We start from the raw sequence: 26,036 nt of genomic DNA, 5'->3' as shown, positions 1-26,036 counted from the left end.
GCGAATGGTTGCCAGTTGCTGGCGCATTGCGGCCAAACGGCGGCACGCCGGCTCACGAAGTGTGTCACGGTTTCCCGGCAGTTGAAGGCTATGCTTTCCAAACAGAGAAGCCCGGCATTCGACACAAACTGGACGGTTGTTTTCAACCAAACAACAGGTCGCTGATTGTTAGCATGCAAGCCGGCAGGACAGCGCAAGCGATGGACGAGGTTGCAGCGGCCCTAAAAGCCCCCTCAGGCAGGCGCGTGGTGCGTGCGGCCCAGTATCTGCGCATGTCGACAGACCACCAGACCTATTCGATCGACAACCAGCGAGATGCCATACGAGACTACGCCGAGATCATGGGCTACGACATTGTTGCAACCTACGAGGACGCCGGTCGTAGCGGTCTCAACCTCGGAGGCCGTCCCGGCCTTCAGCGGTTGCTGGCCGATGTCGAAAGCGGAAGAGCCGATTTCGAAACGGTCGTGGTGTACGATGTCAGCCGCTGGGGACGGTTCCAGAATATCGATGAGAGCGCCGTCTATGAGTATCGGTGCCAGATAGCCGGAGTCCGGATCGAATTTTGCGCCGAGCAATTCGCAAACGACGGCAGCATCGGGTCAGATGTACTCAAAGCAATCAAACGCAGCATGGCTGCCGAGCAGAGCAGAATGCTCTCGCAAAAAGTCTTCATCGGCCAGGCGAGGTTGGTGCGGCTGGGCTTCCGGCAAGGCGCGAAGGCCGGCTTTGGCCTGCGGCGCTTGCTTGTCGATCAACACGGCCGCTCAAAGGGCATTCTTTCATCCTACGAATACAAGAGCCAGCAAACGGATCGAGTAGTTCTGGTGCTCGGACCGCCTGACGAGATTGCGACGGTGAGGTGGATCTTCAGTCACTTTGTCAGAACACGCAAGACAGAGCTGGAGATGGCAAGACTGCTCAACAAGCGCGGCGTGCTCAGCGATTTGGGGCGACCATGGACGCGGGAATCCGTGCACTCGGTGCTGACCAACGAAAATTACATTGGCAACAGCGTCTGGAACAAGCATTCGGCCCGGCTGAGAAGCCATCAAGTCCACAATCCCCCGGAACAGTGGGTGCGGGTGGAAAACGTCCTGGAGCCTATCGTCGACCGCAAACTGTTCGACCGGGCGCAGATCGTCCTCAAGACCATCTATCGCCACATGACCAATGACGAGATGCTGGCCGCCCTTAGGGCACTTTTGGCTCGCCGTGGCGCCTTGTCGTTAGCCATGATCGACGCTGATTCCGAGTGCCCGCCGTCCCAACGCTACCAGTGGCGTTTTGGAACCATCGTCAAAGCCTATGAACTTATCGGATACGAGCCATCCAAAAACTACCGCTACATCGGCGTGAACCGGCGCCTGGAAGCAATGAGGCTGCAGGTTATCCGGGATCTCGTGGGCGCGATGGAAAGGCGGGGCGGGGTTGCTGCCCATGACATAGCGACGGACCTCCTGCGGATAAACGAGGAGATCACCGTGGCGATTACAATAGGGCGATGCAGGGTTTCCGGCTTCGGCTATCCACGCTGGTTTTCGAAGGCCGATCAACGGCCGCTGCCGGATATTTTCGTCCTGATCCGTATGAATCCCGGCGACCTGACCATTCGGGACTATTTGATTGCTCCTGCGCATGAGATCGCGGGCAAATCGGAACTGCACGCCATCAATGGGGCACCGCTGGACACCTATTTTTTTCCCGCGCTCAACCCAATTATCAGGCTGGCAGAGCGAGAGCCTGTCGGGGGCGCGACTTGGTAGCCAAGCGCTTGCCGAAGGACGCCGCCTACCGCGCACTGGAAAACGGTGGCAACAGACATGCGAGGAATATTGCTGCTGGCGCAATAGGGTCCAAGAAGAGGCTTCGTTCGCACGAATTTTTGGCGACCTACGATACAGAATGCAAACGCATGCGCGATTTCGTCGCCGAAGCGGCAAAGTCTGAACAGAGCCTGGACCGGATCGTCGCGGCGCTCCACCTGGTGATGCGCGACAAGCAATTTTGCGCCGTGCTGGTGTCTGAGGGCCTCGGGACAATGCCAAGGCTACTGGCACATAGGTTGCGTGGCGCGACCCGCGAGCCGCAAATGTTCTGCCCTCCCGGAAAACCCGCTTCCGAGACCGGCGAGAACCGGAAACTCGTTAACGGAATTTGCCCTGATGTCCTCGACCTGCTTCGGGACGCGCCGGTGAAAACAAAAACCTTCGGGTTTCTCCAGAAGGTGCTGCCAGCCAGGCAATTGGAGATTGCCCGGCTGATGGTGGCGATGGACCGGGTCAGGATCACCTACGCGAGGCTACTCGTCGCTCTGACACCACAAGCCCTGCTGGCCAAGGATTGCAATCTCTCAACGATCACCACACAGGCTGAAGACCAGCGCGGCGCGATGGTGTGCGAGGTCGGCGAGCTGAGCCTTGCGGTTCTAAGCGCCGTGGAAAATCATGGCCAAGTGGGCCTGGAGCTCGTCTCAGCCAACCGTTTTTTCGACCGGATGATGGATAATTCCAGAGTGGTGCGATATCTGGCCCGCAATTTTCCAGGCCATTTTGAAGAGTTTCACAATTTGTCTGTGCCTTTCCACAAATAGTGGGATTCGATTGTGGGGTGGTGGCCGCTTCCTCATCCGAAGACTGACGTCTGGTCATTCAGATGTTGAAGCCCAGTGGCCAAGGTCAGTGGGCTTTTTCTTTACACATCCATTTCGAGCGGCTCGCGAGCAGGCCCACACGATCCGCTTCCGGCGTCTGGCAGTAGATCCGACGGAGGAGGCTGATCGTGTGGCTAGAAAACGAAAAACTATACCTTGCGCTTGGCTGGCGTCACGGCATTACGCAGTGAGCAAGGCCAGCATCGAAGCGGCGACTGCGGGCAGGCTGGCAAGACTTGCATCTAGCGCCCCGGGCCCGTAGACCGCCCCAGCGGTGCGCCAATCGCATCAAAGAAAATCGACCCAGTGGCTCTCCGCCACGATCGAGATCGGAAATCCCTGGTCGCGCCAACCGGTCGCCTTGACGATCTTGTCTCCAAATGACGAGTCCTTCCACGATTCGGTGGCGTAGGCACCAATCACCAGAACCTCCGTTTTCTGGTTAAGGCCTCCGGAGAAGCCACCGCGATCTGCAATAGCCTGTTCGCAGTGTTTTCGCTGACCAAAATTGAACGTGCCTGTGAAGCAGTATAGCCGGTCGGGGAACGTCAAGGTTGGGGCCGGGTTGCAGAGAGGCAAGGTCGTCGGCTTCAGCACTTCAATGAACGTCGTTGCGAACAAACAGCGCCTCCTCCTCGTCTCTCTGCTTGCCACCCAGCGCTGCAGCAACGCTTGCTATGAACGCGCCTATCACCAACGACAGGGCACCCAGGAGCGCAAATGTGGCACTAGCTTTCCGGGCAGTGTCGGCCGCCGCTTTGGCCTTGTTTTTGGCGGCGTCAACGTTGGCTAGCACAGTGTCGACCCTAGTTTTGGCATCCGCCTCTGATAGACCGGTGCGGGAAGCGACCAGTCGCGCCAGATAAGTTTTGTCATCCGCTGAAACCTCGCCATTTGCGGCGCTGGCGATCAGAATGCGTGTTGCCTGCCCAGTCGCGGCAGCATCGTTTTGGTCAGCTGCGGCCACAGTCCCGGTATTGGTTGGCCGAAACAGCGTATCGACAAAGTAGCCGAGAAAATTGTCAGTTGAGGGACCCCCGTTGCTCGCCGCAGAAGAAGAAGCCCCCAACGCAGCGCCAGAAGCCACAGAGGAGGCTGCTTGCACACCCGAGCCTAGCGCTGAAGAAAGAGCCGAGCCGAGAACACCAGCAACCAACAAGGTAGCCAACGCCCAGGCGAGAAATCCGTGAGCGGTGTCACGAAAATAGACTTCGTCGGTGTGGACGTTCACCCATTTGGTGCGCAGCCGACCGGTAAGATAGCCGCCAACACCGGCTGACAGCCACTGCACCACGACAAGCCAGGCAGCGGCCGAAACCGTGAAGGTTGTGACGGAGGCGCTGGATCCGATCCAGGGCGAAACCATCGTCAGCCCAAGACCTGAACCGACCAGCAAAAGGATAACTGTCAGAGTCGATGCCGCCAAGGCGCCGGCGACTATCGGCCCCCAACTGACCGCCGATGACGAAGATTCAGTAACCGCCGAAACGTCCGTTGGTGAGAGGACGGTTTGCATTTCCACCCCCTATCGCGCAAAGAGCATGAGCAGAATGATGATGGGGATCGGAACCCCGAGCAACCACAGCAAGATACCGCGTCCCATGAGATCCTCCTAATAAAACGCTGAGACGATGTAACAATTGTTGGAAGTCCCGTTCGTTCCCATGAGGGTTCAGAATCTGATTTTCCTCCCTCCGCCGTCGGGCTAGCCGTGCCACCAACGCCAATCGGAAAGGGCTTCCGAGGGAACAAAATCGGCGCCCTGGGCATTTCTAGGATATCCCGGGTCGGGGCCCCTCCCTGATTCGGACGCAACGAAATGCCCGTTGTCACGCTCTCAGCGGGCATTTTGCATTTCTGGCGGAACGATCAGGCAACACGCGAAGTTGAAATGTCGCAGCAGGAAATGCCGTACTGCTGTAAAGACCGTGTGGATGCGGTCAGAGCCGCTGCTTTCTCCCGGGGAGCGGCGGCTTTTTAGCTGGCCTTGTCGAAGTGCGGCCTCAGGGCGTTTTTGCAGCGATGCGACATGCAGCAGGACGGGCTTTCCCTCTTAGCGCTTATGTCAATCGCCCGATGCGCTTCGTGCCTTCCCCTCCGCAAGCCGGAATGCGTAATGATTGCGGATGTGGCTGTTGAAGTAGCGGCCCTTAGCAAAGGCGGATTGAAACGCGTCAAAGGCCTCAAGCGGTACGTCCAAGAACTCATAGTGCTTGCCGCTGGCTACAAACCAGACCGAGAGAACCCTGGTGTTCGGGTTATAGTCGAACTTGCGTATCGACGTCGACGGCATGGTACGTCCAAAAAACTCAGCCTGAAACGCAAGGCGAGCCCAACATGGATCTACAGGCTGAAGCTGTATTCGAAGATGTGGCCGCGTTTTTCGTCTGTGACCCTGATCCAAATGGGTTCGCTGGTGCGCAGAGTGACATCGCGTTCCGTCGCTTTCCGCGCCGCCTTGATCGGTGTAGTGGCGTTGACGATGTTGGTGGCCGTAACGTTATCACCGTCCATTTCCTCAACGGTATTTCGGCACTGTGCGTCCTAGGCGTCCAGTTCGAGGGGCTGTTCGTGCTCCGGGTCGGCATGATAGGCGACCTGGCGCAAATCGCGCATGTCGATTTGTTGGCCGCAAACAGGGCAAGCGATGAAATGCTCGAGCTCGCTTGCAGGGGGTCCTTCATGTCGGTGCCCGATTATTGGTCTGCCGAGATCGGATAGCCGCGTCATGATTTCGACAGCGCCTTGGCTTCGCGCTCAAGCGTCGCGCGACTGTTCCCATGCTTGGCGATCAGATCCTTCACCTGTTGAGGCGTAATTCCGGCCTTTTTGGCGAAGTACTGAACCTCATAATCCTCATCAGCCGATACCCTGTCGCGGTCGCGGAAATCGCGTTTGCTCTTGTCGTCTGCCATCTTCATGGTTTCTAGCTGCGTGTGTCAGTTGCCTTCCGACCTATGAATTTCAGAATAGTCGCACTGTCCTCTGGCTCTAGCGGTTCGTGCCCGGGACCTTCGTGATAGAACACTTGGCGCGCGTCTCGTTGGTCGACCAGCTGGCCACAGTGCGGGCAGTTGTAGAACCAATCTTTCTTATCGGCCGGCTCGGCCCCGTGCCGTGGCCCTATGACAAGTGGACCTAGATCCGAGAGCTTCGTCATTTCTGCATGTCCTCACGCAGGCCATCCCACATTTTGAGCGCTGCACTCTTTTCGGCAGGCAGCAACAGGCGCTGATCGATAGCGGCGGCCTTGAAAGCCGCAAACGCGATGGCCGGATTGCAGGTTCCCGCCTTGGCTGCAGCGATGAGCCGGCAAGCATCCTTGTATGGCGCTGCTCGTCTATTTTTCCACTGTCCCTGCAGAGCCACCTCAGCCTCACAGATGGATGACACCGACATTTTTGTGCCGTCCACGAGCTTCACGGAAAGTGGCAAGAAATTGGCCATGACACCCTTCCGGTCGTTTGAGCGCCTAAACGTGGCGAGAGCTATTTGGTTTCCCGATTTGGGAACCATTTTAGCTTGAGCTTATTAAATCGCGGCGGGTGGGAGTGCGTCCATGCGTAACGATGGTGAGCGGCTGAGATTTATCAAACCGCAGGAACCACGCTTGGTGCTGGAACCGCCAGCCAGCGATGATTGGCTGCACGAGATCAAGTATGACGGTTTCCGCGTCCAGCTCATCCTCGACTGGGCCGGCGCCCGGGCCTTTACGAAGAATGGGCATGATTGGTCGAAACGCTTCTGGCCTGTCGTCAACGCGGCCGAGAAACTGCCGGCGAAAGCATTCATCATCGATGGCGAGATGATAGCTCCCGAAGCGGATGGGCGGCCAAATTTTCATCAGATGCACGCCCGCATGACATGGAACGCCGAACTACTCGCATTCGTCGCCTTCGACATCCTGCACAAGGACGGCCAGGATTTGCGCCCGTTGCCGGCGATCGAGCGTAAGGCGATACTGTGGGACTTGGTCAAGCCGGCCGACGGTATCATCCAGTACAGCCAGCATGTCGAGGGCGGTGGCGCCGCGTTCTACGAGGCGGCGGGGAAAATGGGCCTTGAGGGCATTGTTTCGAAGCGCCGGGGTAGCCCATACCGAAGCGGCGATTCCGATGCCTGGGTAAAAACCAAATGCTGGGATGTCGATGAACTCGACCTCCTCGGCGTCAAGCGCGAGGCCGGCAAACAGACGGAGGGGCTTTTCGCACGGGACGGCAAATATGTTGGCAAAGCCGTTATCGCCACCGGCCGTGCAATCAAGGAGCGGCTATGGCAGCGGATAGAGGGCGATCGCACGGCTCAGCCGGCCGGTGTCCCGACCGCGGAGGCCGATGGAGACGTCGAATGGGTGAAGCCAGGTATCACCGCGCGGGTCCGCCATCTGCGCGGCGAGGCCAAACTTCGTCACGCCTCAGTTCAGGATTTTCGGGAAGAATGAGCAAGCGCGGGAGTGATTTTCTCTATCATTGGATATCAGACCTTTGCCTGACGATGCGATTGTCGACCCGGTCTTATCGATATGGCAGTGGACGCGGAGCGGGAGGCGAAAACCCAAGGCATTCCGGGGCAGGAGATCGATGAAGAAATTGGCCTGATTTTCGAAACCATTATGCAGGGGTTGCGCTAGGAACTCGGATGGCAGGGAGCGGCTCGGGCTCCCCACTTTTGATATTGAAAACCGCCGCTAGCCACTCTTATAAAATTCGACGTTGCCATTGCTTTCGTAGGGAGGCATGCGATGGATAACGTGGTTCCATTCAGGAATGTGTCGACTCGTGTCGAAGTGGCTGAAGTCTCTGGCGAATGGGTCGTCCGGGTCACCGAAAACGACCAAGAACTTACCCGATCATTTGAAGTAGAAGAATATGCGCTGTCCTATGCGGAAGGCCAGAGGATGCGTCTAGGGCTGAATAGGTTCGTGCGGCTCTAGGCGCGACGCAGAGGGCCCAGCTGATGCCGGTTGCGAAGAAGGACCAGGAGCGCACGACCTACGCCTGGATGTACGGCGTGCAGGCGCAAAAGGACGCAAGGTCCGTGAGGTGCCAGCCGTCTGAACCCCTTCATGAACAAATCGGCTCCGATGAAATTCTCTCAAGATGAGCAAGCGCGCCCGCAGGTTTCACAGTCTAGTTGGCAGCCCCCTTCTCGCATTCCGGCAGTCGCTGAGGCTTGGCGAATTTCCCCAGCGCCTCAGGGCTCGCACAGGCCGGGAAGCCGGCCTTGCGCATGGTCTCGGTGAAACGCAGGTGCTCGGCGTCGCTGTAGCCCGGCTCGTTGGCCATGGCTTCGATGGTCAGGTCCGGGAAGCGTTTGAGCGCCTCTGCGACACAGGCTTTCGTGTCTTCCGTTCGACCAAGGGCGGCGAACGAACCGCACCGCATCGACCACTTGGAGAGGTTGTAGGTTTCGGGTGTCATGCGCGCCTGCATTTTCAGCGCATCTTCATAGCGGCCGGCCATGAAGTAGGCATAGGAGAAGAAGTTTGTAGTCCACAATGGGTAGTTCGGATCGAGTCGGATCACTCGGTCGATCAGTTCCACGCCGCGTTCGGGTTCCCCGAAGGTTGGTGCCCAGCCGATATAGAAGGTCAGGATTTCAGCTGAACCCGGAGCCATGCTCAACGCCGTGTCCAGCTCAGCTTTGGCGCGCGCCATGTCGCCCCTCTCGCCAAAGCTCATGCCAAGCACGGCATGCGCCTCGGCGTCGCTCGGATCAAGCCGCACCGCGCGCTCCGCTGCTTCGATCGCCGCCTTCCGCTCGCTCTCAGGGTTGACGCCGAAGCTCGCCAACAGGCTGTGAGAATGATAAAGCTCGACCCACGCGCGGGCAAGCCCGGGGTCCAGCTCGACAGCGCGAGTGAGCAGCTTGACGGCCTCCTCAATATCCGCCTTATTAATCTGCGCAAGCTTCTCGGTGCCGAGCAGATAGAATTCGTAGGCGTTCAGGTTTTCCGGCCGCTTGCGTTTGGCCGCGGCCCGCCCGGCGCCCTGGATCAGCCCTTCGCCGCCACCGAGCCGGTTGGTGACTTGCTCGGAAATCTCGGTTTGGACAGCGAACACGTCTTCATCCGGCCGGTCCCAACGCTCCGACCACAGATGGTTGCCGGACGCCGCCTCGATCAGCTGCGCATTGATCCGCACACGGCTGACCTGGCGCTGGACGGAACCTTCGAGCACATATCCGACGTGTAGCGCAGCGGCGACTTGGCGGACGTCCACCTGCTTACCCTTGTAGACTTCGGTCGAATTGCGGGCGACGACCTCGAACTCGGGAAAACGCGCGAGGTCGGTGATGATGTCCTCGGTGAGGCCGTCCGCGAGGCGCCCGGTGGTCTCGTCGCCGCCATAATTGCTGAAGGGCAGAACTGCTATGGATGGCTTCGCGATGGCAGTATCAACCGGCCGCAGCCACCACCAAGCTCCAGCAGCCGCAAACGCAAGCAAAACAAGGGATGCAGCCGCCCTCGGCAGAAAGCGCCGGATGCGGCGAGTGCGCAGGCTCCACCCACGCTTTACCCCTTGCATTCTGACGCTGTAGGTGCGAACCGGCTCGGTGATATTCTTGACCTTTTGAGCGCCAGCGAAGTCGATTGGCAGGCTGAGCTTGCCCTTCATGTGATCGTACGCGGTTCCCGAGATTAGAACGCCGCCCGGCGGGCATAGCTGCTCAAGGCGCGCCGCCACGTTCACGCCGTCGCCGAAGAGATCATCGCCTTCGACCACCACGTCGCCGAGATTGATGCCGATACGAAATACTATGCGGCGCTCAGCACGAGCCTCGCTCTGATGCGCGGCGACTCTGGTCTGAATGGCCACGGCGCAAGCAACGGCATCGACGACCGAGTGGAACTGAACCAGGGCGCCATCGCCCATGAGCTTGACGACGCGTCCCTTATGCTCGTTGAGTAGCGGATCGATCACCTCCGCTCGGAGCGACTTGATCGCTGCGAGCGTCGCCGCCTCGTCGGTTTCCATGAGGCGCGAGTAGCCGACGATGTCGGCGGCCAGAATGGCCGCTAGTCGCCGCTCCGCTCGAGTGGTCACCACGCTGGCGTGCTCCCACAGCCAAAGATGTGCTCCCGCATCTGGCTCGCTTCGATCCTTTCAGGTCTCGGTTCAAACCGCAAGGCGAATGGGCTTGGGTAGTGGATCAGTTTGAAATCTATTGCTCGGCAGCTTACCGCAGTTCCGATCTGCGAGCGGACCGTCCGGTCTCGTGAAGAGTTTCGGGTGCCGGTAGCCGTACGAAAGTCCCCGAGGAAGGAACCCGCGGGCCACATTCGATGGCTATGGGGATTTCGGATTTCGGCAGATGTCGGCGATGGCGCGACCGCCGCCGGGAAGCTCCGGGATGGATGCGGACAGACCGCTTCGTTGCGCCGCCGCGCGGTGTTGTCGGGACGGTTGGCGGCTGGGCGCGGCTCTGTCGGAGCCGATAATCACTAAGGACGTGCGTTGATCCGTTGCCGCAGGCTGAGTGCCTGCGGCTGAAGGCTGGAGCATGCCATGCCAGTTCATGGAGAGTTCTCCCGGTTCGTCGTGGTTGCGCCCGGTGGTCCGCGCGGCTGCCTCCATCGTTCGAAGGTCTCGATGATGATCATGCGGCCGCCACAGCAGGACATGGCGGGCGGAAGTTGTCCGGTTCGTCCGTGGTGTCATCGTCGGACGGTGCAGCGACGTTCAGCAGTTCCCGTGGTCGTGCGAGGCTGGCCTTGCGGGCGGAGCCGGCGAGCAGGCCGTAATGGCGAATGCGATGGAAGCCGTGCGGCAGGACATGGCGCAGGAAGCGGCGGATGAACTCGTCGGTCGCAAGCGTCATGACCTGCTGCCGGTTGATGCCGTCGCGACGATAGTCCTTATAGCGGAAGGTGACGCCGCTCTCGTCGAGGCGGCTGAGGCGGCTGTTCGAGATCGCGACCCGGTGCGTGTAGCGCGACAGGTAGGCGAGCACCGCTTCCGGGCCGGCGAAAGGCGCCTTGGCGTAGACCACCCAGCGCTTCCTCCGGAACCGGCGACAGCTGGCGCAGGAATGCCCGCCGTTCCGCGAGATGAGCAATTGCGCCGAAGAAGGCGAGCTTGGCGTGCCCGAGCAGGACCTGGATGATGCGGATGTCGGTGCCGTCCTCCAGCAGGTGGGTGGCGAAGCTGTGACGCAGCGTGTGCGGCCCGACCCGCTTGGCGATGTCGGCGGCCTGGGCCGCCTCGACGACCACGCGATAGAGCTGCCGCGTGCTGATCGGCTTCATCGGATGCTGCCCCGGAAACAGCCAGCCGTCGCGGTTCATCACGCCCTGCTGCCGCCCGACCTTCCACCACTGGCGCAGCAGCGCGAGCAGGTCCTCTGACAACATGGCGTTGCGATATCGCCCACCTTTGCCGCGCTCGACGCGCAGCAGCATGCGCTCGCTGTCGACGTCGGCGACCTTCAGCGTCGATACCTCCGCCACGCGCAGGCCCGCGCCATAAGCGACCGACAGCGCGGCCTGGTGCCGGGCGACCTCGTCGCGGCTCAGCACCACCGGCAGCTTGCGCGGGTGCGCCAGACGAACGAGTTTGCGCGCCAGATCGGGACGATCGACCGTATGCGTGAAGAAGAAGCGCAACGCCGGCACGATGCTGTCCATGGTCGGCACGGGAACACCGTCCTCCTGCTGCTCGATCTGGAACCGGCGCAGGTCGCCGGTGGTCGCTGTGTCTGGTGAACGTCCGAGGAACGTCGCCAGGCGTCCGATGTCGCGGAGATAGTTGCGCTGCGTCTCCCGTGAGAAACGCCGCATATTCACCACTGCGAAGTGGACTGATATGTGCATCAATAACAGGGTAGGGCATGGTCAGGCTCCTTGTTGAAGAAGCCCGTGATGCTTTGCCGCTGCCGAACCACCCCCAATGCGCGCGCGAGATCTCTACCTCACCCCACGCGCCCATCCCGCGCAGCGAGTTCGTTCTCCGGCCCCAAAGCTGCCTGTCTGGAGGGCGCTCATCTAAGCCACTCGCGAGCGCCTGCGGTTTCCCCGAAACCAGCCATTCGTTCATCCGACCCAGCGCAACGATGCCTAGCCGGATGGAACTGCCTGCGCAGTGGCATAAGAGCCACAGCGCGACGCTGGTATCCTTTGAGTGCATCGCATCCCGTTGCATTGCGTCTTCGGCGCGCATTTGTGACGGCGGTGATGACCAGGTTCACCCCTCTATTGATTGCTAGTATCATTGTGCGACGCCCAGCCGTTGTGGATGTCGGCAAACGTTCGCAACGTGGAACAATCCGACAGCCAGCGAGTTTTCTAAGATGAAGGGCGTCTGTTTCGGAGGAAGCTATGAAACGCGTCCTTGCGCAAAATGCTGTCCGACTGATGCTGGGCGGCGCAGCCGCCTGTTTGCTCACGATCGTCGATATTCCCAACCAGATTGCGCCCTTGTCGCTTGTGTCCGAGGCCAGGGCTGCCACTGAGGTTTCGATCAGCACATTCTACGAAGACTTGTCTTCCCATGGCGATTGGCTTTCGTATCACGGGGGGACCGTTTTCGTGCCGGTTGATGTACCTGACGGTTGGCGTCCGTATACCCTCGGCCACTGGGTCTACACCGAGCAGTATGGGTGGCTCTGGGTATCAGACGAGCCATTCGGTTGGGCGACGTATCATTACGGCCGATGGGGCTATGCCGACGATATCGGCTGGTACTGGGTTCCGGGAACTCGCTGGGCGCCAGCATGGGTGAGTTGGCGTCGTGACAGGGAGCACATCATTTGGGCTCCGCTGCCGCCGCGCCGTGATCCGGATTTGATTTCAATCGAGGTGACCTTCGACACGACGCCGGATTATTATTGGGTGGTGGTCCCCACCCGCGAATTCCTTGCTGTGGACATTTCTGTCGTCGTTATCCGTGATGAGCCGGAATTTGTGCGCATTGTCGAGGCGGCCGAGCCAGTTGGCGATGTGACGATCCAGAACAACGTGGTGATCAACAAAGTCATAGATGTTGATGTGATCGAGAAGGAGACGAACAAGGAGGTGCCTGTCGTCAAGGTCAGCAAGACCGACGCGCTCGAGCAGTCCGGCAAACTGGAAAACAATACGGTCGCTGTCTTTGAGGGGGAGGTGAAAGCCGATCCCAAGGCCAAACCAGCTAAGCTGAAAGACATCGAGGAGGTGAAGCAGGTTCAGGCTGGCAGGAAATCGAAGCCGACCGAAGGCGCAGCCACGACCGAACAGGCTGAGCCCAACCAGGCGGCAAAGCCTCAAAAGTCCAAAGAGCAGCCCGCTGCCGAGCAGCAGCAGGCCGAGCCCGAGCAGGCGACCAAACCTCAGAAAAAGGCCAAGAAGCAGCCCGCTGCCGAGCAGCAGCAGGCCGAGCCCGAGCAGGCGGCGAAGCCTCAGAAAAAGGCCAAGGAGCAGCCCGGCGCCGAGCAGCAGCAGGCCGAGCCGGAACAGGCGGCGAAGCCTCAGAAAAAGGCCAAGGAGCAGCCCGCCGCCGAGCAGCAGCAGGCCGAGCCCGAGCAGGCGGCGAAGCCTCAGAAAAAGGCCAAGAAGCAACCCGCCGCCGAGCAGCAGCAGGCCGAGCCCGAGCAGGCGGCGAAGCCTCAGAAAAAGGCCAAGAAGCAGCCCGCCGCCGAGCCGCAGCAGGCCGAGCCCGAGCAGGCGGCCAAGCCTGAGAAGCCGAAGGGCAAGAAGCAGCCCGCCGCCGAGCAGCAGCAGGCCGAGCCCGAGCAGGCGGCCAAGCCCAAGCCACAGAAGCAAAAAACCAAGGCGTGCGATCCGCAGACTGACGCGAACTGCTAGCTGTGCGCGGCACCGCGATTATTCCATCGCGGTGCCGCTGAACGGCAATGCGCGAAAAGCTGCGAACCCTCGCCACTTTCCTTCGCTGCCGCCATACCGGCTGGAAGCGCGGACGCCCGTCAACGAACACAGGGTAGACATGCAACCCGAAGAGGGTGAGACGCCTCGCGCCCGAGGCTATTTCGAAAGGCCTGACATCTGCCGAGACAAACCTAGGATGGGTAACAGACAGAGGTCGTTATCCAGAAACTGCCATGAGCACCCGCGGTGCCGACTTTCTATACAAATGGATTTCCGAACATATGCCGGAAGGGCCAACCGACGACCCGGGCCGGCTTGTAACCGATATGGCAGACCAGGCCCTGCGGGCCGCCGCCCTCGAAGGCATCCCAATTCAGGAGATCGATGAAGAGATCGGTAGCGTTTATGAAGCGATCATTCATGCCGTTGAACATCGCGACGGCGGTCTCGCGGATTAAGATTTTGTGGTTGCCTCAGGCGGTTCGCGGTCGCGACGAGGCTGCTGATATGACTATTGAGTTTTGAGCAAGTACCACCAGCGCGCCTGTCTTTCCCCCGCCATATATATATTTTCTAAAATTAGCTACACCTTATGGAACTTTGGTGAGGGCCTTTCATTTTCATCTGCATGCGAGCCTCTGTGATCCAAAGCGTCGGGACGGGAGTGAACGCGTCGCCGCGGTACTCGCTGGTCCTGCCGATATATAATGAAGAACAAGTGCTGCCGCGACTGATCGAACGGATCAGGTCACTGATCAGTCGGCTGGACGGAGAGACCGAGGTGATTTTTGTCGATGACGGTAGTCATGACGGCAGCGTCAAATACCTTCGGCGGGTGGTCACCGCCGAGCCTCGCTTCCGGCTCATCGAGCTTTCCCGCAATTTCGGACACCAGATTGCGATCACGGCCGGCATGGATGCTGCTGCGGGGGATGCCATCATCGTCATGGATGCCGACCTGCAAGATCCACCGGAGGTCGTTCTTGATCTCGTGACAAAGTGGAAGGAAGGTTTCGAGATCGTTTATGCCCGCCGTGTCAAGCGCGAGGGCGAATCCTGGTTCAAGCGGCTTAGCGCCGATCTTTTCTACCGTTTCCTAGAGAAGATGACGCCGGTCAACATCCCGCGCAACGTCGGGGACTTCCGCCTAGTCGGCCGCCATGCGCTGGATGTCTTCAGACACATGCCTGAACATGATCGCTTCGTCAGGGGCATGTTCGGCTGGATGGGATTCAAGCAAGCGGCGGTGCCATTCGAACGCCCCCCGAGGACCATCGGCCAGACCAAATACCCTTTCTGGAAGATGATGCACCTTGCCGTCCACGCCGTTGTCAGCTTCTCAGAAAAGCCGCTCCACTTTGCGCTTTGGGGCGGATCGGCCATTTCCGCACTTGCGCTGACTTTTGGCGCTTATGCCGTGTTCGCCTGGATTTTTGAAACCGGCGTCATTGCCGGCTGGACGTCCACCGTGGTGATCGTATCGTTCCTGTGTGGCATCAATCTTTTCATGACCGGCGTGGTCGGCCTCTATGTCGGTAGCATCCACGCCGAGGTGAAGCGCCGCCCTCTTTACGTGATCAATCGGCTTACCGGCTTCGACGAGCCGGTGCGTGCCATCGCTGATGGGCGCCGGAGATCATTTCGCAAGCCCAAGAACGGAGTCGCTCCCAGTGTCCGAACTCTTCGACAGCTATAGATCCAGTTATCCAGAGACGATCGATGGGTCGATCCGCTTTTCCGGACTCAAGCATGATTTCTTTTTGGCCGCAAAGGCCGACCTGCTGCGGCGCCTAGTCGCCGAGCGAGGACTTCGTCGCCGGGGAGCCATGGTGCGGGCGCTTGATGTGGGCTGCGGTGTCGGTTCGCTCCATCCTTATCTAGACGGCGCATTCGAGCGCCTGGATGGCTGCGACGTCTCGCAAGGGTCGATCCAGCGCGCCAGCGAGGACAATCCGGGCGTCGTCTATAGAACATGCACCACGACAAGCCTGCCTTATGACGATTGCGTGTTCGACTTGGCTTTTGCCAGTTGTGTTGTTCATCATGTTTCGCCCGCATCCTGGCTCGATTTTTTTCGCGAGATGCGACGCGTCGTGCGGCAAGGCGGGGTCGCCTGCATCATCGAGCACAATCCCTATAATCCGCTGACGCGTCTAGCGGTGGCCCGGTGTCCGTTCGACCAAGACGCGGTCCTGCTCAACGCGGCCAAAGCAGCGGCCCTCTTTCGACAAGCAGGCTTTAGGGAGGTTCGATCCGAGCACTTCCTGCTGCTCCCGTCGGCCGGCGGGTTCGCCAGAAAGGTTGAGCGTGCCCTGGCGCTGCTGCCGCTCGGAGCCCAGTATGCGTGTAGCGGGCGTGGCTGAGCATCGGTCTGCCGGCGCCGGCGCCCTAAAGCTTCTGGCGCGCTTCGGCCTGGTCGGCATCGCCGCCACAATCCTGTATGCCGCCTTGGCAGCCGCCTTTGTCAAATCGGAACGGTTCGGCTTCAGCCCCGTCCGAGCGTCCCTTGCAGCTTACGCAGCCGCGGCGTTGTTTTCCTATCTCGCGCACAGGTCAGTAACCTTCATGTCGCGCGGGTCGCATAGATCAGAGGCTCCGCGTTTTCTCTTGCTGGCGGCGATCGGCTTGGCCATCGCCTATGGAGCGCCAGCGCTTTTGACGGCGAAGCTGGGCCTGCCGCTCATCTTTCCCATCATGATTACCTGCTTGCTCGTGCCCGCGATCAATTTCGTCGTGCTCGACCGATGGGTCTTTCCAGAACACATTCCCGATCAGTCCGGCGATGGCTGATGCGTGATCCGCCAGAAAGATTTGTTCCAAAGCAGTTCACCGTTTCGCGGAAACGATGGACTGCTCCAAGCGGTTCAGGGGCCTGGCGCAAAGCGAATGGTTTGTCGCCGCAGACATGAACGAACTCCCAGCCCACGCCGCGACTGTTGGACTGGCCGGTGCGATCACCGGTGATGCGGTGGCCAACCCGTTCAAATCGCCCGAGCTTCTTGATGTCGATGTGGATCATGTCGCCGGGATGCTCGCGTTCGTAGCGGAGGATCGGTTCGGCTGGTGCAATGTCCTTCAGACGCGACAACCCTGCACGCCTGAGAACCCGGCTGACGGTGGCGGGCGAGACGCTCACCTCCATGGCGATGTGCTTGCCGGTCAGCCGTTGGCGGCGCAGGACGACGATGCGCTCGGCCACGGCCTGGTTGGTCAGGCCCGGCATGACGTTGGGCCGTGATGAACGGTCGGCCATGCCTTTGCTGCCTTCGGTCTTGTAGCGCTCGACCCACCGCGCCACGATCTTGGGCGACACGCCATAAGTCCGCGCCGCATGGGCTTTGGAAAGACTGCCTTCTATCACCGAAAGCGCCATCTCCTCTCGACGCAGAGGCGTGAGACGGGCCTTCTTGTGGATGTTCATTCGGACCCTCCGGTGAGTGCTGAAGCGTGGTAACTCCAGTCTCCTCGGTTCGGTCCGAATGGACAACCTCCTGAAAGCTCACATCTAGTCGGCGTCCAGTCGAAACGATACCAATTTAATGGCGCGTTTGTAGATCTTGCTGGCGGCCGGGCTTGGCGGAATCCCGTCGCGATAATCGAAAGTCACTTCGAGTACCTTTGCGCTGGCAAACGCTGCGTGCGGGATCGCGAACGAGATCGTCGTCGGGTCTTTGCTCGACAGTGTTACCTCGCGTACCCGAACTCCGTTCACCGAGATCATTACCCTTTGAGTGGTCTGTGGTGGACGAAGGACGGCTGACATTTGTAGCGTTGCCGTAAGCCCGTCGCGAAGCGAAGGTATTTCCAGTCTCAACCGAGAGGTTTCGCCCAGCGAATGGGTTCCGTCGGCTACCGGGCCCGACCAACCGCAGACCATCATGCCGGCTGCTTGTTTGGCGCCGTCGGACCGAAACGATACCGTCTGGCTAGGAGTGTAGCTGCCAACCGCATCGCGATTGAGGCACGTCGTCGTGCGATCGATGTAATAGGCCCGATAATCGGAGTTGACATCTGGATTGAGAGCGAGCGCGAGGATGACGATCTCGGACACGGCCAGAACCAACGCCAGCGCGTAGCCGCCAGTCGGGGCAGCACGGCCATAGAGTGACAGGCTGTCAGACCAGGGCAAGATAGCCTCCAATCCACGCCAAAGTCATGAAATAACATGCGCTTAGGAAAAGAGCCAAAATCACGAGATAAGTCAGCTTCGATACCGACAGCAGCTCGGCAATCAACATCATCAGCGGCGCAAGCCCAATGACGTATCTAACCATGGAAGCCAGGTTGGTGATCAACGGCAGGATGATGCTGCTCGCACAGAAGAGCGCAGCGCCATATCGCCTGCGAGCTGCCAGAACGGCCGATAGGGTCAGCCCTATGATAGCTGCGAGCGCGCTCCATTGCGGCGCCGTGGGCAGCCATCCTTTTGTCGGCACAGCAGCGAGACCGTCCCATAGAAAAAGGAGCGGATCGCCAGCAACCCGCCCAAACGCGCGCTGGACGTGCACGAACGCAAACCCGTCCCCCACAGTGAGATACAAAAAGAGCATGTAAGCAAACAAGCCGGCGGGCGAGATGAAGATAGCAAGGAGCATATCCGGACGACCAAGCACCCATCGCGGGAAAGACACCGCCGACCCGCCCTGATGGCGGTGCTGCTCGAACATTTGGATGACGATTGCAAACACAGCAAGGACCCCGACCAGCCTCGTTGCCGACAGCAAAGCGCATGAAACGCCAGCGGCTAGGTAGTTGGAGCGCTTCAGCGCCAAAAAGACGCACGACGTCAGGAGCACGAAAAGAGGTTCGGTAAGGAATGTGGTGAAGTGGAAGGAGAACGGGCCGCTAAGCAGGAAAGCGCAGTACAGTATATAAGCGCGCATGTTCTTCTCCAGAAGTGGCCATGCCACAAGGCAAGCGGCGTAGCTGCATGCAATCGAGGTGATCGTCGCGATCAGAATCGTGGAAAAAGGGAAAGCAAACCGAAGAGTCATCACGAGCATTGGATACAATGGAAAGAAGCCCCAGCGTCCGACGTTGCTTTGGCCTGGAATGGGAAAACGCTCGTATCCGTGTTCGGAAATGTCCACATACCACGCGCAGTCCCACCTGCAGAGCGCACGCGCATAAGCTTCGAAGCCTGGTACTGCCGAGGCTGAATGGAATGCAGCATACCGAATGAGAAGCCCGCTGATCATGAACAGGAGCGGAACCGAAGCGGCGATGATCCAAAGGCGATCGCCAGCGTTTGCGCGTGCTATGTCTCCAAGCGCCAGTTGTGTGTCTCCACAGGTGATGGCGCCCCTCGATGGCGCTGCCAGCCATAAAATCGGTCCATCGAAAGCATCAAGTTCATCAGCCCGACTTGAAAGCCCCGTCTGCGACTTGATCTGAAGGATCAACGATGTCGCGCCGCTTCGGTTCCTTCTCCAGCAAGGTCGATCGATCACACCAGCCGAAGAAGGGAGCGAGAGCTTCAACGGCACCTTTTCCTCGCAACGGGCGGCCTTCTTCATCGACATGCATGGCTCAGTGGGCAGGCCGCTGGGTACCCCTCCGGTGACGGCCGCCTTGAATGCGATCTCGCCATCCGCCAAGCCTTTTGGCGCTAAAGCGGATGTTCCCTGGTGACTAGTTGCGCTATAGCAACTGACGGAGGCATCGTGGCCCGTCCCGAACGAAAGCTTGTGGCGGTTTTGGCAGCGGACGTAGCTGGCTACTCCCGGTTTGATGCGGGCCGATGAGGCCGGGACTCTTTCCATCTATAAGCACTGCGCGCCGAAGTGATCGATCCAAAGATCGCGCAATTCAAGTGTCGGCTGGTCGGCACCGCGGGCGACAGTCTGGAGGTGCCTTCCGCTTCGGCGCGTAAGTTTGACAGACCCAGCCACAGAGAGGAATATCCGAGCGGGGTGGATATGGGGAATGGCGTTTCGTCGGCTAGGCGTGATTGCTTTTGGTGTGGCGTCCTTCATCGGCAGCGCTTACGCCCAAGATACCTGTGACCCTAACTACACCGGGGCCTGTGTGCCGATAGCCAGCGATGTCGATTGCTCCTCTGGAAAGGGCAATGGTCCGGCATATGTGCGCGGGCCGGTCACGGTCGTTGGCTCGGATATCTATGATCTGGACCGCGACGGCGATGGCGTAGGCTGCGAAAACGGTTAGAGCCAACGCTGTCCGGCCGTATGGCACGCCTATTCCATGTCTGGCACTTCGCCGCTTACAAAAAGTGTCGTCGGCGGGCCGTAGTCTCCGAGCGCCGGGTCGGCATCACGGCTCCAGGCAATGACGCCGGCATGCTTGCCGGCCAATGCCTTGGCAGCACGCGTAGCGCGTTCCTCGCTCTGTTGGTCGGCGGGACCGAAGACAGTAAAAAGCTCCATCATCGGCCCGGTCGAAGGCGACAACAACGATGAGCTTAGGCTTGGTTGTGATGGGTAAAACGTTGTCGGACATCATTGCTCCTACAGGTATAGCTCGCCATCGCCGCCTCGAAACAGAACCAATGTGGTGTCTGCCTAGGCTTGGCGAAACCCCAGCCGGCATCCTTGCCGCATCCGTCGTGCTCACAGCAATGATTGCTGGATTCCCGGCGCGGTGACATGGTCCTGCCTGGGCAGTCTGATTTCGTCGCTCATAGGAGTTTGATCGGTTCAATCAGCCCGGCGTATTCGTTGGGTTGCTTGTTGATGGCGGCCGCATTGACCTCGCGCCCGACACGATAAAACTGCAGGCTTCCATCCATGTCGTGACGCAAGATGTCCTTCAGGTCACCACCCGCCGTGCTGGGGTCGAGCCAAGCGTCGTAGTAGGCTGGATCGAGGATGAGCGGCTGGCGGTCGTGGATCTGGCTGACAGGCGCGGCAGACGGCTGGGTGATGATCGTGCAACTGGTGATGTCGAGATTGGAATTATAGGCCCACAGGCCGGCAAACGAGAACGCCGCGTGTCCGGGCAGATGGATATGCCACGGATCTCTTCCCTTGTCGGCTGGCGATATCGTCCATTCGTAGAAGCCATCAGCCGGGACTAGGCAGCGCTTCGACTTGAATGCGTCCCGAAACGCGGGCGTCGTGTCGACCCCTTCAATCCTGGCGTTGAACATTGCCGCTTTAGAAATTTCTTTAGCCCAGAAAGGCACCAGCCACCAGCGGCCAACCCGAAGCTTGTGGTTGCCGTCGTCGCCAGCGGTGATAAACGGCACCTCATCGGTAGGCGCTATGTTGTAGCGTGGAGCGTCATTGCGGCCGACCTCAGCCGGCGCCGTCAGCCGGTAAAGGCGGTGGATTTCCGACCATGTCAAATATCGGGTGTAGCGTCCGCACATGTGTCTTACCCCTAGTTTCGCAGGATTTCAGGCACTCTGAGCGGGGCACGAGGTCGAGGATGCGCCGTATTCATCAGAGCGACGCCAGACACCGCTCATTTTGCCATTCTCTCTGTCACGTTTCGGATCGAACATCTGTCCAGAGAAATGGTCGCAGAACATCTTAGCCGCCTCGACATCAGCGAAGCAGTGGAGGCGGTAGTCTTCAGACTTCCCATTTGGCCACACCGCCGGGACCTGCCTATGCTGATAGTCAATTCCGTGATCCTGACAGAATTTCACAATCGTGGTCAGGTTCCCTTGCGTGCAAAGGTCATCGGGCAAGGCGACCCGATGAGGCCACCTCTGGTCAATGACCGATGGCGCCGGGAGGCTCCGGTTGCGCGTGACCATCAGTGGCGAACGCCGGCCTTCGCGACTTCCCGAAGATAGATGTCGGTCTGATGACGTATGGCCTCCGACAGAGATAACGCAAGATCGACGTCTTCGGGATAGTTCGCCAGGGCCCAGGTTGCGGTAAGCTGGGCAATGGCCACTTTCTGACTAACATCGGACAGGCCACGCATCTGCTTGGCCATCTTGTTTACCGCCCTATTAATCGCTGGACGCTCTCGCTCTACCAGGGCGTAAAGCTCGGGCTGTTCGGATTCGGTGGCGATTATCGGTTTCATGGCTGTGTCTCCATTTTGCTAACAGTGAACAAAATGAGAACATAAGAGTCAAGGTGCTATTGACTGCCGAGGAATATGTTCCTAATTATATAGATGACAAAAGTGACCAAATCACATAAGCCGGAAGGCGACAGGCCGGCATTTGAATTATCGGACGTAACGCTGGTTGCGGCTTTCGACGCGGCATACTCAGCATTCAACTTTGAGGCTGACCACGCTGCTCCAAGGAGGGTTCTTGCCTTGGCGGTTGCTGCATATGTTCAGGCCATCGAAGAGGCTCTTCCAGCCACGAGAAACTTGCCTCAAGCCACATCAGACATTTTCGCGTGTATTCGAAATAGGCTTCCTGAGATTTCAGAAGAGCGAGGCTGGTAATTTTCCAGTGGATTTGGCCGTCTGGCTTCCAAGGGATGTCCTTTGGGTTGGTGAACATCAGCATTCCGTTGATGTGGATCCACTGAGCGTGGGCATATTGGTTGCGTACTCCCTTGCAGTAACGGAGTGCTCCAATGGCTTCGCCAAATTTGGCGTCTTGGCCCCTCGCGACCATCACGTGCTTGATTAAACGGCTGATGACATCAAGGCGCGTACCTTCGTTTTCGATTGCATGGAGTGCATCTAAAACCGCCCACTTTTGTCCGAGCGCCAGACCGCCTATAAAACACAGAGCAATGTCGAGTTCGCTGTAGCCAATGACCATTCGGCCGATGAGGTTTGACTCATCCGGGAACGCGTCATGTGAGGGATTGATCATTGTCGAAACCCGCCAAAGAAACAGACATGGAAGAAACCAGGCGCATCATGGAGCGCCTGATAAAGACGCCACCGCATCCGCACGGTAAAGAGGGCGCAGCACCGGATCCAGCACCGCGCCCTAAGAAACTAGGTCAAGAGCGGAAGCAAGATCGCCAGAAGGCGAAGGACTAGCCCAAGATCGATATCGAAAACGATATCGCTGTTAGCTCCATAGCGATTTTTTATAGTCCGACGATAGGTGAATTTAGCCATCCGTATGGCGTCCTTCTGCTAAGGCCGCCACTAGCCGGGATGCGGCGACGTCACGTCGCTGCTTTTGTTCAAGTCCACGATGGCACCGCAACAACGGCGTGGACTGAGGGAATCGGGCCGTGAACCCGATTCCCTCCACCATATCACGTTACGGAAGTTTCGTCTTTTTGCGACGGCGTATGCGCGCCAGCTTCAAAGCCAACTGGCGTAGTGTCTTGGCTCTAGTGAGCGCTTCGATAAGTAAGGCGCTTGCCTTCGATGCCTTCCATGATGGCGTCAACGCGCATCTGGTCGGTATAGCCAAGCTTGGCACGGCGATTGTAGCGGAAATCGAACTCGGCCAGATAGCGATGAAAGTGAGCTTCGCCGCAATGCTGGTAGACGCCGACCATGCCGCGCTTGAACACTGAGAACACGTTCTCAATCGTGTTGGTGTGGACAATGCGGTCGGCCTCATAGCGAACGTATTCGCCGCCAGTGTGCTTGACGGTGGCGTGGTCGGCAAACTCCTGTCCAGTGATCGGATAGAAGTTTGACTCGTCGGTCATGAGCGTCGATTTGCGGTCGGCATTGCGGACCAGCACATCGCGCACTGCCTCTTTCGTAGCGCGCTCGACATGGAAGGAACGGACCGAACCGCCGCGCTCGACCAGAGCCACGATTGAGCGCTTTGACGAGTTGGACGGCTTGCCGCGAATGGTGCGCTTCACAACCCTGTCCTTCGGCCCGAAATAGGTTTCGTCGGCCTCGACAATCTTGCCTTCGCCACCGATCGGACCAGACGACTTCACGTCTTCCTTCATCGCTTCGCGGATGCGGTGCGCCATGAACCAAGCGGTTTTGTAGGTGACGCCAAGCATGCGTTGCAGTTGATGCGCGGACATGCCCTTCTTGGATGCGCCAAGCAGATGCGTTGCCAGCCACCATTTGGACAGCGGGATTTTGGAGCGTTCGAACACGGTGCCGACAGTGACGGTAAACTGCCCTTTGCATTCGTTGCAGTAGCGCAAACCCGGACGGTGCGAGTGCTTCTTGCCTTCGATCAAGGCGATCTTGTCCGGGTTCGCATTGCCGCAGTGAGGGCAATAAGGGCCATTCGGCCAACGGACTGCCTCTAGGGCTTCGCGGGCTTTGTCTTCGTCGGTGAAAATCGGGTTCTGAAGGTCGGTCATCGGTCTAACTCCTTGACCTAAATATGGCTTTTGCCCTTACTTTTGTCAAGTATATAATTAGGAATATGTTCATCATTTCAGGACATGCCAGAGACCTACGCGCCGAAACGACGGGACTATCCGCTGTCCAATTTGAACGATGGACGGCGCCTCGTTCGCGTGACCTGTCGCTATTGCAAGCGTCGCTGCAACTACTTCCCTGATGACCTGATCCAGATTTTTGGAGATGTCGATGTCGATTCTCTTGCGCGTCGAATGAAATGCGAAAACGTCAAGGACCACGGCGCTCTTGATGTGGAAGCATTTGCCCCAACCGGCCGCGAGGCCGTAGGCCTCCGTATTCGTCGCCTGGTGGCAATAAAGATCAATCGTGTTCCGGTGTGGCGAGATGATCCCTAGCGGACCGCATGCCGACCATGTCGCGCTGCCGGTAGCCGAAACAATACGAAAGAACGAAACTGAAACTTTAGAGCGTCAATCGCGAAAACTCCCTCTCGTCACCAGCGGCGCAAAGAGGCGTGGGAGGAAAGAAGCGCCAAGACCCAACGTCGGCGCCCTTCCTCCTAAGTTAGAGTCCCAGCGTCCAGTCGGCCCTTGTCCGTCTGATCGGCCGTTCAGCCTCGACCGATACAGCTTCGATCACCTCAGCAGCAGCCCTCAGAACCAGATTGGCATCGTCTTCGATTTGATCGAGCCGCCAGATTACCAGATCGTGCAAAAGCAAAAGGCGCGCGGCTCGGTGCAGAGCGGCTCGCCTTTCGCCATCTCGATCTAGCGGTGCAAAGCGCATGGAGGCATCTACTCAAAACGCGGTGGTGCTGGCCTTACCGTCGCGCAGATAGGTTGTACCGACGAGACCGCCATACGGCTTTTAGCCGCCTACCATTGGCGTGCGCCATGGCAATTACAGCGTTCGTTTGCGGTAGGGTTATCGACTTTTCTGATCGCTCACATATTCGAGGCCGCATTGACCTGTGGCGGCATCGGCCTGTTCTCAGCCGATGGACAAGGCTTCAGGTGAACGATCGGACGATCGGCAAGCGTCTTCACTATCGAGATAATCTTGGGCTGCGCGGCCACCGCGCGCTGGTGGCTCAAGAGCGTATTCATAAGCTTTTTGACATCCAGCGGCATGATGACCTCCCGTCATCAGCCCGCCCGCGACAGCACCGTACGCCCATCGAGATCGGATTGCATTCAAATACCGAGGCGGCTCGCGTTCTCGTGCCTCGGTCACATGCCCGTCGCGCGGACATCTCCTCGAAAACATGGGAGACGCGCCGCAAAGAGGCTCTGGAGGAAAGAAGCGCCAAGACGCACCGCCAGCGCTTTACCTCCGAGAGCTAAAGCGGTCTGCAGCTTCGACAGCAGTTCGTATCTTGCGGCGCAGCGTATTATTCTTGGCCAGCATCTCTTCCGTGCGTTCAATCGCGAACTCGGTCCGATTGATGCGCTCCCTGAGATTGGCGAGTTCGGACGTCAAAATATCGGCCTCGTGGGATTTCAAACTGTTCTTCATGACTTGCCAACTCATGACGAACCGATTCGTTCCGTAATTTTGGGCTCCAGCGGCTCAGAGCCCAAGCGTCTGACCGGCTTCCAGCCGATTATATGGCCTTTGCGGCGCCTGCGCGGCTTCAGCGAACTCTTCCAAGGCGTGCTCGACCTCATCGACCGAGGCCACAGTCATCTGCAGATGAAAGAGCAGCCGGTGCGTCAGCATGGCCACCTTCGCATCTCGGAACAGTTGAGTGTGCCTCAGCGGTGCGGTGTCGAAACCACCTACATTCATGACCGTCGCTCCAATTGGCGTTTAGGAGAAAACAGCCGACAGGATCGTTAGTTCCCGTCGCGCTCAATGAGCAAAACGTTCACCGGCATGTTGGCAGCTAGTGCAGTTATTTTCATCCTCTCCATGCCAGCAATCGCCGGCGGTGGAATTGGCGTCGGTACGGGTGCTTCGATTGGTGGTAGTGGCGGCGTCAATGCCGGCGCCGGAGCTTCAATCGGTGGCAGCGACGGAGTAGACGCCGGCCTTGGCGCCTCAGTAGGCGGCTCGAATGGCGCTAATGCTGGCGCGGGTGCTTCGATTGGAGGCACAAACGGTGTCAACGCTGGCGCGGGCGCAACGGTCGGCGGCGCGGGCGGAGTGACGGCCGGGCTAGTGGCCAACGTTGGCGGTACGAGCGGTATCGGCGTGGGCGCCGGTGCAGGCGTTGGCAACGGCATCAACGTTGGTGCTGGTGTCGGTATTGGAGGGAGTTTCCCGGCACGCCTGGCACCCCCGGAACGGTGACGCCCGGTATAACAGGAGTAGTTGCACAGATGTCGAGCAGTCAGATTACCCGGATGAAGACGCTGCGCGGATGTGCTTAGCAATGGGGGCAGCTACGACGCTGAC

28 protein-coding genes and 4 pseudogenes are annotated in these 26,036 nt (G+C 59.0%); 13 read left to right on the top strand and 19 right to left on the bottom strand.

The genetic code is table 11. From position 1 onward, the window contains the following. The first annotated feature begins 8 nt into the window (after positions 1-8). Together FJV77_RS07415 and FJV77_RS07410 are read left to right on the top strand one after the other, a co-directional pair. Entirely contained in the window at positions 9-1,766 is a 1,758-nt protein-coding gene (locus FJV77_RS07415) for a recombinase family protein (RefSeq protein ID WP_348643812.1), read from the top strand. Continuing rightward, positions 1,760-2,593: a plasmid partitioning protein RepB C-terminal domain-containing protein gene (locus tag FJV77_RS07410; RefSeq protein WP_246691164.1), complete on the top strand. Its 834-nt coding sequence runs from the start codon at positions 1,760-1,762 to the stop codon at positions 2,591-2,593. The genes FJV77_RS07415 and FJV77_RS07410 overlap by 7 nt, the downstream gene beginning before the upstream one ends. A gap of 348 nt (positions 2,594-2,941) precedes the next feature. Here the strand turns inward: FJV77_RS07410 and FJV77_RS07405 are convergent, their stop codons facing one another. The 3 genes from FJV77_RS07405 to FJV77_RS07395 all read right to left on the bottom strand — a co-directional run bounded on the left by FJV77_RS07405 (position 2,942) and on the right by FJV77_RS07395 (position 4,946). After that, positions 2,942-3,274 carry a hypothetical protein gene (locus tag FJV77_RS07405; RefSeq protein ID WP_142866188.1) on the bottom strand — a complete coding sequence of 111 codons (333 nt, stop codon included), beginning with the start codon at positions 3,272-3,274 and terminating at the stop codon, positions 2,942-2,944. Further along, a complete protein-coding gene (locus tag FJV77_RS07400; protein WP_142866187.1) occupies positions 3,252-4,169 on the bottom strand; it encodes a hypothetical protein in 918 nt (305 codons plus the stop codon). Before FJV77_RS07400 ends, FJV77_RS07405 begins: the two co-directional genes overlap by 23 nt. Before the next feature lie 549 nt (positions 4,170-4,718). Beyond that, a complete protein-coding gene (locus FJV77_RS07395; protein WP_142866186.1) occupies positions 4,719-4,946 on the bottom strand; it encodes a KTSC domain-containing protein in 228 nt (75 codons plus the stop codon). 44 nt (positions 4,947-4,990) lie between these two features. Between FJV77_RS07395 and FJV77_RS32245 the strand changes: the two genes are divergently transcribed. Beyond that, a complete protein-coding gene (locus FJV77_RS32245; protein WP_185970221.1) occupies positions 4,991-5,374 on the top strand; it encodes a hypothetical protein in 384 nt (127 codons plus the stop codon). A gap of 5 nt (positions 5,375-5,379) precedes the next feature. Here FJV77_RS32245 and FJV77_RS07385 read toward each other — a convergent pair whose 3' ends face one another. Together FJV77_RS07385 and FJV77_RS07375 are read right to left on the bottom strand one after the other, a co-directional pair. Beyond that, complete coding sequence (locus FJV77_RS07385) at positions 5,380-5,568, bottom strand: DUF3606 domain-containing protein (protein WP_142866184.1); 189 nt, start codon at positions 5,566-5,568, stop codon at positions 5,380-5,382. 241 nt (positions 5,569-5,809) lie between these two features. Then, positions 5,810-6,100, bottom strand: coding sequence for a DUF982 domain-containing protein (locus FJV77_RS07375; protein WP_142866182.1), 291 nt, complete (start codon positions 6,098-6,100; stop codon positions 5,810-5,812). 112 nt (positions 6,101-6,212) lie between these two features. On the opposite strand from FJV77_RS07375, the gene FJV77_RS07370 reads away from it, so the two are divergent. Next, the gene (locus tag FJV77_RS07370; RefSeq protein ID WP_142866181.1) at positions 6,213-7,094 is read left to right on the top strand and encodes an RNA ligase family protein; all 882 of its coding nucleotides are present in this window, start codon (positions 6,213-6,215) and stop codon (positions 7,092-7,094) included. A 300-nt stretch (positions 7,095-7,394) separates the two neighbouring features. Continuing rightward, the gene (locus FJV77_RS07360) at positions 7,395-7,586 is read left to right on the top strand and encodes a hypothetical protein (RefSeq protein WP_142866180.1); all 192 of its coding nucleotides are present in this window, start codon (positions 7,395-7,397) and stop codon (positions 7,584-7,586) included. Positions 7,587-7,782: 196 nt separating this feature from the next. On the opposite strand, the gene FJV77_RS07355 is transcribed toward FJV77_RS07360, so the two are convergent. The 3 genes and pseudogenes from FJV77_RS07355 to FJV77_RS32805 all read right to left on the bottom strand — a co-directional run. Further along, the gene (locus FJV77_RS07355) at positions 7,783-9,702 is read right to left on the bottom strand and encodes an adenylate/guanylate cyclase domain-containing protein (RefSeq protein ID WP_142866179.1); all 1,920 of its coding nucleotides are present in this window, start codon (positions 9,700-9,702) and stop codon (positions 7,783-7,785) included. Positions 9,703-10,169: 467 nt separating this feature from the next. After that, a pseudogene (locus tag FJV77_RS32810) lies at positions 10,170-10,733 on the bottom strand (transposase); the annotation flags it as partial. A gap of 51 nt (positions 10,734-10,784) precedes the next feature. Further along, a pseudogene (locus tag FJV77_RS32805) lies at positions 10,785-11,432 on the bottom strand (tyrosine-type recombinase/integrase); the annotation flags it as partial. Positions 11,433-11,969: 537 nt separating this feature from the next. On the opposite strand from FJV77_RS32805, the gene FJV77_RS07335 reads away from it, so the two are divergent. From FJV77_RS07335 to FJV77_RS07315, 5 genes are all read left to right on the top strand, one after another. Then, on the top strand, positions 11,970-13,433 hold the full coding sequence (locus tag FJV77_RS07335; protein WP_142866175.1) for a DUF6600 domain-containing protein: 1,464 nt from the start codon (positions 11,970-11,972) through the stop codon (positions 13,431-13,433). A gap of 254 nt (positions 13,434-13,687) precedes the next feature. Then, entirely contained in the window at positions 13,688-13,912 is a 225-nt protein-coding gene (locus tag FJV77_RS07330) for a DUF768 domain-containing protein (protein WP_142866174.1), read from the top strand. Between the two features lie 170 nt (positions 13,913-14,082). Next, complete coding sequence (locus FJV77_RS07325; RefSeq protein WP_185970220.1) at positions 14,083-15,150, top strand: glycosyltransferase family 2 protein; 1,068 nt, start codon at positions 14,083-14,085, stop codon at positions 15,148-15,150. Beyond that, entirely contained in the window at positions 15,125-15,817 is a 693-nt protein-coding gene (locus tag FJV77_RS07320) for a class I SAM-dependent methyltransferase (protein ID WP_142866172.1), read from the top strand. Before FJV77_RS07325 ends, FJV77_RS07320 begins: the two co-directional genes overlap by 26 nt. Next, the gene (locus FJV77_RS07315) at positions 15,795-16,244 is read left to right on the top strand and encodes a GtrA family protein (RefSeq protein ID WP_142866171.1); all 450 of its coding nucleotides are present in this window, start codon (positions 15,795-15,797) and stop codon (positions 16,242-16,244) included. The genes FJV77_RS07320 and FJV77_RS07315 overlap by 23 nt, the downstream gene beginning before the upstream one ends. Positions 16,245-16,353: 109 nt before the next feature. Here the strand turns inward: FJV77_RS07315 and FJV77_RS07310 are convergent. From FJV77_RS07310 to FJV77_RS07300, 3 genes and pseudogenes are all read right to left on the bottom strand, one after another. Further along, positions 16,354-16,875 (bottom strand): annotated as a pseudogene (locus FJV77_RS07310) (leucine zipper domain-containing protein); the annotation flags it as partial. 84 nt (positions 16,876-16,959) lie between these two features. Then, positions 16,960-17,583: a hypothetical protein gene (locus FJV77_RS07305; protein WP_142866170.1), complete on the bottom strand. Its 624-nt coding sequence runs from the start codon at positions 17,581-17,583 to the stop codon at positions 16,960-16,962. Then, positions 17,570-18,976: a hypothetical protein gene (locus FJV77_RS07300; RefSeq protein WP_246691163.1), complete on the bottom strand. Its 1,407-nt coding sequence runs from the start codon at positions 18,974-18,976 to the stop codon at positions 17,570-17,572. The genes FJV77_RS07305 and FJV77_RS07300 overlap by 14 nt, the downstream gene beginning before the upstream one ends. Positions 18,977-19,379: 403 nt before the next feature. On the opposite strand from FJV77_RS07300, the gene FJV77_RS07295 reads away from it, so the two are divergent. Continuing rightward, positions 19,380-19,622, top strand: a complete 243-nt coding sequence (locus FJV77_RS07295; protein WP_142866169.1) for a hypothetical protein — start codon at positions 19,380-19,382, stop codon at positions 19,620-19,622. A gap of 29 nt (positions 19,623-19,651) precedes the next feature. Here FJV77_RS07295 and FJV77_RS07290 read toward each other — a convergent pair. The 5 genes and pseudogenes from FJV77_RS07290 to FJV77_RS07265 form a co-directional block, all read right to left on the bottom strand. Continuing rightward, positions 19,652-19,913 (bottom strand): annotated as a pseudogene (locus FJV77_RS07290) (hypothetical protein). A gap of 178 nt (positions 19,914-20,091) precedes the next feature. Then, positions 20,092-20,784: an SOS response-associated peptidase gene (locus FJV77_RS07280; RefSeq protein ID WP_142866167.1), complete on the bottom strand. Its 693-nt coding sequence runs from the start codon at positions 20,782-20,784 to the stop codon at positions 20,092-20,094. Positions 20,785-21,176: 392 nt separating this feature from the next. Further along, positions 21,177-21,455 carry a hypothetical protein gene (locus FJV77_RS07275; protein ID WP_142866166.1) on the bottom strand — a complete coding sequence of 93 codons (279 nt, stop codon included), beginning with the start codon at positions 21,453-21,455 and terminating at the stop codon, positions 21,177-21,179. 196 nt (positions 21,456-21,651) lie between these two features. Beyond that, complete coding sequence (locus tag FJV77_RS07270; RefSeq protein WP_142866165.1) at positions 21,652-22,209, bottom strand: hypothetical protein; 558 nt, start codon at positions 22,207-22,209, stop codon at positions 21,652-21,654. A gap of 475 nt (positions 22,210-22,684) precedes the next feature. Further along, positions 22,685-23,635 (bottom strand): IS1595 family transposase, encoded by a 951-nt coding sequence (locus FJV77_RS07265; RefSeq protein WP_142866164.1) that lies wholly within the window; start codon positions 23,633-23,635, stop codon positions 22,685-22,687. An 84-nt stretch (positions 23,636-23,719) separates the two neighbouring features. Between FJV77_RS07265 and FJV77_RS07260 the strand changes: the two genes are divergently transcribed. Both FJV77_RS07260 and FJV77_RS07255 read left to right on the top strand, forming a co-directional pair. Further along, the gene (locus FJV77_RS07260; protein WP_142866163.1) at positions 23,720-24,034 is read left to right on the top strand and encodes a hypothetical protein; all 315 of its coding nucleotides are present in this window, start codon (positions 23,720-23,722) and stop codon (positions 24,032-24,034) included. Beyond that, a complete protein-coding gene (locus FJV77_RS07255) occupies positions 24,024-24,410 on the top strand; it encodes a hypothetical protein (RefSeq protein WP_142866162.1) in 387 nt (128 codons plus the stop codon). The genes FJV77_RS07260 and FJV77_RS07255 overlap by 11 nt, the downstream gene beginning before the upstream one ends. Positions 24,411-24,583: 173 nt before the next feature. Here FJV77_RS07255 and FJV77_RS07250 read toward each other — a convergent pair whose 3' ends face one another. The 3 genes from FJV77_RS07250 to FJV77_RS07240 all read right to left on the bottom strand — a co-directional run bounded on the left by FJV77_RS07250 (position 24,584) and on the right by FJV77_RS07240 (position 25,427). After that, on the bottom strand, positions 24,584-24,769 hold the full coding sequence (locus FJV77_RS07250; RefSeq protein ID WP_142866161.1) for a hypothetical protein: 186 nt from the start codon (positions 24,767-24,769) through the stop codon (positions 24,584-24,586). A gap of 196 nt (positions 24,770-24,965) precedes the next feature. After that, on the bottom strand, positions 24,966-25,154 hold the full coding sequence (locus tag FJV77_RS07245; protein ID WP_142866160.1) for a hypothetical protein: 189 nt from the start codon (positions 25,152-25,154) through the stop codon (positions 24,966-24,968). Positions 25,155-25,208: 54 nt separating this feature from the next. Beyond that, positions 25,209-25,427, bottom strand: coding sequence for a hypothetical protein (locus FJV77_RS07240; RefSeq protein WP_142866159.1), 219 nt, complete (start codon positions 25,425-25,427; stop codon positions 25,209-25,211). Positions 25,428-26,036: the final 609 nt, after the last annotated feature.

Source organism: Mesorhizobium sp. WSM4306 (genome assembly GCF_007003975.1).
GTDB lineage: Bacteria > Pseudomonadota > Alphaproteobacteria > Rhizobiales > Rhizobiaceae > Mesorhizobium.
This window is presented reverse-complemented; position numbering and strand designations above follow the sequence as displayed.

What these genes read in the sequence shown, in the direction of transcription:
- FJV77_RS07400 (WP_142866187.1), bottom strand. Translation starts at nt 4,169, where the DNA reads ATGCAAACCGTCCTCTCACCAACGGACGTTTCGGCGGTTACTGAATCT.
- FJV77_RS07395 (WP_142866186.1), bottom strand. Translation starts at nt 4,946, where the DNA reads ATGCCGTCGACGTCGATACGCAAGTTCGACTATAACCCGAACACCAGG.
- FJV77_RS32245 (WP_185970221.1), top strand. Translation starts at nt 4,991, where the DNA reads ATGGATCTACAGGCTGAAGCTGTATTCGAAGATGTGGCCGCGTTTTTC.
- FJV77_RS07385 (WP_142866184.1), bottom strand. Translation starts at nt 5,568, where the DNA reads ATGGCAGACGACAAGAGCAAACGCGATTTCCGCGACCGCGACAGGGTA.
- FJV77_RS07375 (WP_142866182.1), bottom strand. Translation starts at nt 6,100, where the DNA reads ATGGCCAATTTCTTGCCACTTTCCGTGAAGCTCGTGGACGGCACAAAA.
- FJV77_RS07370 (WP_142866181.1), top strand. Translation starts at nt 6,213, where the DNA reads ATGCGTAACGATGGTGAGCGGCTGAGATTTATCAAACCGCAGGAACCA.
- FJV77_RS07360 (WP_142866180.1), top strand. Translation starts at nt 7,395, where the DNA reads ATGGATAACGTGGTTCCATTCAGGAATGTGTCGACTCGTGTCGAAGTG.
- FJV77_RS07335 (WP_142866175.1), top strand. Translation starts at nt 11,970, where the DNA reads ATGAAACGCGTCCTTGCGCAAAATGCTGTCCGACTGATGCTGGGCGGC.
- FJV77_RS07330 (WP_142866174.1), top strand. Translation starts at nt 13,688, where the DNA reads ATGAGCACCCGCGGTGCCGACTTTCTATACAAATGGATTTCCGAACAT.
- FJV77_RS07325 (WP_185970220.1), top strand. Translation starts at nt 14,083, where the DNA reads ATGCGAGCCTCTGTGATCCAAAGCGTCGGGACGGGAGTGAACGCGTCG.
- FJV77_RS07315 (WP_142866171.1), top strand. Translation starts at nt 15,795, where the DNA reads ATGCGTGTAGCGGGCGTGGCTGAGCATCGGTCTGCCGGCGCCGGCGCC.
- FJV77_RS07300 (WP_246691163.1), bottom strand. Translation starts at nt 18,976, where the DNA reads ATGTCGATGAAGAAGGCCGCCCGTTGCGAGGAAAAGGTGCCGTTGAAG.
- FJV77_RS07295 (WP_142866169.1), top strand. Translation starts at nt 19,380, where the DNA reads ATGGCGTTTCGTCGGCTAGGCGTGATTGCTTTTGGTGTGGCGTCCTTC.
- FJV77_RS07280 (WP_142866167.1), bottom strand. Translation starts at nt 20,784, where the DNA reads ATGTGCGGACGCTACACCCGATATTTGACATGGTCGGAAATCCACCGC.
- FJV77_RS07275 (WP_142866166.1), bottom strand. Translation starts at nt 21,455, where the DNA reads ATGAAACCGATAATCGCCACCGAATCCGAACAGCCCGAGCTTTACGCC.
- FJV77_RS07270 (WP_142866165.1), bottom strand. Translation starts at nt 22,209, where the DNA reads ATGATCAATCCCTCACATGACGCGTTCCCGGATGAGTCAAACCTCATC.
- FJV77_RS07265 (WP_142866164.1), bottom strand. Translation starts at nt 23,635, where the DNA reads ATGACCGACCTTCAGAACCCGATTTTCACCGACGAAGACAAAGCCCGC.
- FJV77_RS07260 (WP_142866163.1), top strand. Translation starts at nt 23,720, where the DNA reads ATGCCAGAGACCTACGCGCCGAAACGACGGGACTATCCGCTGTCCAAT.
- FJV77_RS07255 (WP_142866162.1), top strand. Translation starts at nt 24,024, where the DNA reads ATGATCCCTAGCGGACCGCATGCCGACCATGTCGCGCTGCCGGTAGCC.
- FJV77_RS07250 (WP_142866161.1), bottom strand. Translation starts at nt 24,769, where the DNA reads ATGCCGCTGGATGTCAAAAAGCTTATGAATACGCTCTTGAGCCACCAG.
- FJV77_RS07245 (WP_142866160.1), bottom strand. Translation starts at nt 25,154, where the DNA reads ATGAAGAACAGTTTGAAATCCCACGAGGCCGATATTTTGACGTCCGAA.
- FJV77_RS07240 (WP_142866159.1), bottom strand. Translation starts at nt 25,427, where the DNA reads ATGAATGTAGGTGGTTTCGACACCGCACCGCTGAGGCACACTCAACTG.